The sequence below is a fragment of the Mesorhizobium sp. M4A.F.Ca.ET.050.02.1.1 genome (assembly GCF_003997725.1).
GTDB lineage: Bacteria > Pseudomonadota > Alphaproteobacteria > Rhizobiales > Rhizobiaceae > Mesorhizobium.
Map to the genome: position 1 here is coordinate 1 of NZ_RZSG01000456.1, position 4856 is coordinate 4856.

The window sequence follows — 4856 nt, forward strand, 5'->3', positions numbered from 1 at the left end:
CGATCGAGCCAGCGGAAACGCGTTCCACCTGCACCTGCGCAAACATCGGCGTGCCGCGCAGCGCCTCACGTGCCTGGCGCCGCCACACCGAAAGCAAACCCCGGTGCACCCCGTTGCGGCGCGCTACGTCACCAGACGGGATGCTCGTACCGGTTACGATCGATCACGACCAGGGGGTCTCGAAATCCGGCAATCCAAGGCTACGAGCGACGCTGATCCAACTCGCCTGGCTATAGTTTGCGTGTTTCGAAACACGCAACAGTCGTAGCGCGCTGATCAGCCCCGGCGCAGCGGAGCGACAAATGCCATTACCTACATCAGGGCTACGGACGGTCGCCAGCTTCGATGTGGTATAGGCCAGATCTCACTCAGTTCCCTTGCCGCTGCCAGCAGATCTGGTGCGACTGCCTCCAAGCGAGATGAAGGCATCCGCACTGACGGCCCGGCAACGCTAACACAGCCCAGCGCGGACCCACCCTCTCGATCAGGAATAGGAGCTGCGAGCGCGGTGATGCCGACAACACTTTCGTCGGCAGATACCGTGTAGCCATTTTTCCGCACCTGGTGAAGTTCATCCAAGAGCTCCTGCTCATTCGTAACGCCGGAGCGCGCATAATTGCGAGGGAGAATAAATCCTCGCCGACGGACGTGTGCTTGGGCCTCTGCATCATCGAGAGTAGATAACCAAGCGCGACCATTGGCTGTTGCGTGGAGTGCCGGTCCAGCTTCCATCGTCGGGTCGTAACGAAGGCCTTCCGAAGTTCCCTGAGCACGCGCGATCCAAACAAGCTCCCCGTCTTCTTCCGCGCAAACACGAACAAACTCGCCAGTTCGCTGCGCCAACCTGTTGAGGATAGGCTGACAAACCTCATTGAGGCCGATGTTGCCAAAGAAACGAAGACCCAACGCCGCGGTCCGGATCGCCAAACGATAATGCTGCGTGACCGCGTCTTGGATCGCGAAGTCCCGAGCAACGAGAATTGACAGGAGTCTATGAGCGATGCTTTTGGGAAGCTTGAGACGCCGCGCAATGTCGCTAATTGCGAGCCCCTCTGGATGATCGGCGAGCAGCTCGATGATATCAAGAGTTCGCTCGGTAGGTGAAACGTTTGCCACGATTATCTCTCAGCGATGGACGCGTGCAATCTGCGTGCCCGGAGCAACACTTACTAACCGGACGGTGATTGGGCAACCTGCGTCAGGATTTCGCAGTACTAAGCGCAAAATTGGGAATGTCGGCCTCAGTGGTCCGATTGTTGGAAGTGACACCCAGCGAGCCAGCGCCCCTGCCCCGACCTCAACGTTGTTCGCGTCGCGTGTCATCACGCGACGCTTGGTGGTGGCGGAGGTTTTACTAATTGATCCTACGCCGCTTTTTCGTGCACCTCCGCAAGGGCCGCGTCGATGGCCTCGCCCAGCAATCCCACGATTGTTTCGATATTCTCACTGTTTGCGATCAAGGGGGGGCAAATGACAACGTGGTCCCCGACATAGCCGTCAATTGTACCACTCAGTGCGTGTGTGATCAGACCTCTAATTTGGGCGTTCTGGTAGATTCGTGAACTTAAGTCATGCGAGGCTGCAAAAGGAGCTTTTGTGCTCCTGTCTTTGACAAGTTCGAGAGTCATCAACATACCTCGGCCGCGTATGTTGCCAACGTGCGGATGTTGAGCGAACCTGTTTTGCAGCCGCTGCGCGAGCACACTCCCAGTCGCCTTCACTCGGTCGAGAAAGCCAGGGGCCCGCAGGAACTTCTGCACTGCAATTGCTGCCGCACATGCGGTCGCGTGACCCGAGTACGTGTATCCGCCTTTGAAGGTTCCTGAACCTGAGACGATGGCATCGTAGACCCTTTGGTTTACCATCGTCGCGCCAATCGGCTGGTATCCAGCCGCAACGCCTTTCGCAAATGTCAGGAAGTCGGGAGCCACGCCGTCCTGCTCGCAGGCATGCAGCGTGCCGGTTCGGCCCAAGCCACAGAAAACTTCGTCCAAAACGAGCAGGACGCCGTACTTGTCACAGATCTCGCGAATCCGCTTGAAATAGCCCCAAACAGGTGGAGTAGTACCGTTGGTAGTGCCGGTAACCGTTTCCGCGACAAAGGCCATTACCGTGTCGGGGCCTAGTCCGAGGATCGCAGTTTCCAACTCATTGGCTACGCGCAACCCGTATTGCTCTGGCGTTTCGCTTTCTAGTCGCCCTCTGTATTCGTAGCAGGGCGAAATATGAAGTACGCTCGGAAGGATCTCTTCGAAGGGTGTGCGGCGCGCTACCTGGTAGCCAATGCCAAGTCCAGTCAGTCCGCCGCCGTGGAAGCTAGCCCGACGTCCAATCACCTTCTTGCGCTGAGGCTGTCCAATCTCGACGAAATATTGCCGGGCCATCATCACCGCTGTTTCGACGGCCTCGGATCCGCTGTTCGTAAAAAACACCCGGCTGAGACCCGCGGGAGCATCGGTTGTCAGAATGGAGCCAAGTTCTTCTAGTGGCTCCGAGGTGAACATGGCCGCATGGAAATACGCCATTTTTCCGATCTGTTCGCGAACGGCTTCGATTACGGATTCCTGACTGTGACCAAGGCACGAGACGCAGGCACCCCCGGCGTAGCCGTCAATATACCGCTTCCCGTCCTTGTCGAAGATGTACATGCCGTCGCCCTTTACAGCGATAGGGAGATTTCGTTTCGGGATTCGGTGGAACACACTGCTCATTATGTCTCTCCTGATTGAGGGTAAAGGGAACATGCCTTGCATCTCACGGTGAGTGAGCTGCTTTGAATCCGAGTTGCCGGGCCGGCTCCGTCGTCGCTCTCGTCCATTATTAACAGAACGACGTTCTAGTTATCCTCTAAAGTCTGATGTGTCAACGGGAGCATCGAGAGAACAGGCCAGCTTTTCGGCCGTCGGCCAGCGACGCCTGCGGCGGAGGCGATCATCCAGCCCCCGCGCCCTCGCATCCGATCGCGCGGACGTGCTGGACCCGGCCTGCTCGCGGACATCCTGTTCTCCAAGTATTGGTTGCATCATAAGACCGTGTCCGTCTCTGCCGGTGAGGTGGCTCGCCCTACACTGCCCGTCCGACGGTTGCTCGGGCGGGCCGAGCCGATCCTCACCGCAGGGGGACGAGGCCGTGGCGGATTGTAAAGAAAAATTTGTCGGAATCGATGTTGCGAAGCTGAAGAACGCTATTGCGATTGTGGAGGCGGACCGGGAAGGAGAGGTTCGGTTCTTCGGTGAGGTCGAGGCATCTACCTGCATGCGGCGGGGCGCAGGCAGGATCGCTAGCCTGAATATCTCACCAAAAGAAGTCCATCGGTCCCGATAATCTGAGAACTGCTTTTGCAACAAAGAGTTATCAGAGTCAGGGGCGGGCGTCCGATGCAGACACACTGTACTTCCGAGCGGCTTGAATTTGAAGGCTTCGACGGCCACAAAGTTGTGGCTGGTTTCGACGGCGGAGCCATTACCTCAGACGCTGGCGCCTTACCTCAGACGCTGGCGCCTTGCTTCTGCGTCACGCTGATCGGGCCATAGGGCTGTTCGACCGGGTGGGCTCGTGCTTCGTCGATTACCGCAATTAGGATCTCACGGTTCACAGCGTCGCGCGTGTCGACATAGGCACCCTCAGTGCGCACGATCGTCGGCGGCACCGGCTCGGTGGCATGCTGGGTGAAGGGATGCCAGACAGCGGAGCGGCTCAATGTGGAACCTCCCTCAAGTCGGCGACATTGAACGAAGCCCGCATGGCTGCGGAAAGTGCATCGGGCGTCAGAGGGTCGAGATGCGGCAGCCGACCAAGCACGCTCACCTTGCCCATTTCGGCGATCGTTTTTTGGGTATCGGCCATCTCGTCGCCGATGAACGCGATGCCGAGCAATGGAATAGAGCGGGCACGCAGAGCTTCCAACGAAAGCAAGGTGTGGTTGATGGTGCCGAGCGCGGTGCGCGCGCAAGAATAACCGGCAGTTGCCAATCCCGGAAGATGTCGATGAACTTCGTCTGCCGATTGAGCGGCACCATCAGCCCGCCAGCCCCTTCGATGATGAGCGGACCCGGCAACTCTGGAAGCGAAAGCTTTGCAGCCTCGATCGCGACGCCATCGATTTCGGCCGACCGATGCGGCGACAGAGGCATCTTCAGGCGGTACACTTCCGGCAGGACGCGCCCTGAAGGTAGGCCAGAAAGCCGGGCAACGACCTCGCTGTCGGTCTCCTCGTCGAGGCCCGATTGCACCGGCTTCCAATAGAAGCCGTCGAGCAGGCCCGTGAGACCGGCCGCAAACACGGTCTTGCCGATCCCGGTGTCAGTGCCGGTCACGATGAAGCGTGCCGTCATTGCGTGCGCTCCCATTCCTCGGCAAGCGCATCGAACAGCGCCGAAACGTCGGCTTCGCCGACGTTCAGCGTCAGCGAGATTCTGAGCCTCGCCGTGCCCTCGGGCACGGTTGGCGGGCGGATACCGCGCACGTCGAACCCACGCGCCTGCAAAGCCTCAGCCAACGCCATGGCGCGTCGATTGTCGCCGACGATGATCGGCAGGATCTGCGAACCGCTGGCAGGCAAGCCAAGGTCCTCGGCGCTCTTGCCTGCAAGCGCGACCAGCCGAGCCAACCGCTCACGGCGCTCCGGCTCCTGGGCGACGATGTCGATCGCCGTTGCCGCTGCCACCGCCATCAGCGGCGAGGGCGCGGTGGCATAGATGAAGGGCCGGCAGCGGTTGACGAGATAGTCGCACAGCACCGCGGGCGCGGTGACCAGCGCGCCGGACGCACAAGCGCCTTGCCGCAGGTGTGGAGCACCACGACATTGTCCCGGCCTTCAAGATCATGCGCGAGCCCACGCCCGTCCGGACCGTGGA

At 59.7% G+C, this 4856-nt stretch carries 3 protein-coding genes and 3 pseudogenes; 1 reads left to right on the forward strand and 5 read right to left on the reverse strand.

The window, feature by feature from the left end; all coding sequences use genetic code 11:
* Positions 1-312: 312 nt before the first annotated feature.
* Positions 313-1116, reverse strand: a complete 804-nt coding sequence (locus EOA33_RS24305) for an IclR family transcriptional regulator (protein WP_127406786.1) — start codon at positions 1114-1116, stop codon at positions 313-315.
* A 248-nt stretch (positions 1117-1364) separates the two neighbouring features.
* A complete protein-coding gene (locus EOA33_RS24310) occupies positions 1365-2711 on the reverse strand; it encodes an aspartate aminotransferase family protein (protein WP_127406787.1) in 1347 nt (448 codons plus the stop codon).
* A 666-nt stretch (positions 2712-3377) separates the two neighbouring features.
* Here EOA33_RS24310 and EOA33_RS24320 point away from each other — a divergent pair.
* Positions 3378-3577, forward strand: a pseudogene (locus tag EOA33_RS24320) (IS1380 family transposase); the annotation flags it as partial.
* Here EOA33_RS24320 and EOA33_RS24325 read toward each other — a convergent pair.
* The 3 genes and pseudogenes from EOA33_RS24325 to EOA33_RS24335 all read right to left on the reverse strand — a co-directional run.
* The gene (locus EOA33_RS24325) at positions 3488-3700 is read right to left on the reverse strand and encodes a hypothetical protein (protein ID WP_127406788.1); all 213 of its coding nucleotides are present in this window, start codon (positions 3698-3700) and stop codon (positions 3488-3490) included. The pseudogene EOA33_RS24320 and the gene EOA33_RS24325 sit on opposite strands and share 90 nt — an antisense overlap.
* Positions 3697-4334 (reverse strand): annotated as a pseudogene (gene bioD, locus EOA33_RS24330) (dethiobiotin synthase). The gene EOA33_RS24325 and the pseudogene bioD overlap by 4 nt, the downstream one beginning before the upstream one ends.
* A pseudogene (locus tag EOA33_RS24335) lies at positions 4331-4856 on the reverse strand (aminotransferase class I/II-fold pyridoxal phosphate-dependent enzyme); the annotation flags it as partial. The pseudogenes EOA33_RS24335 and bioD, both read right to left, overlap by 4 nt.

What these genes read in the sequence shown, in the direction of transcription:
- EOA33_RS24310 (WP_127406787.1), bottom strand. Translation starts at nt 2,711, where the DNA reads ATGAGCAGTGTGTTCCACCGAATCCCGAAACGAAATCTCCCTATCGCT.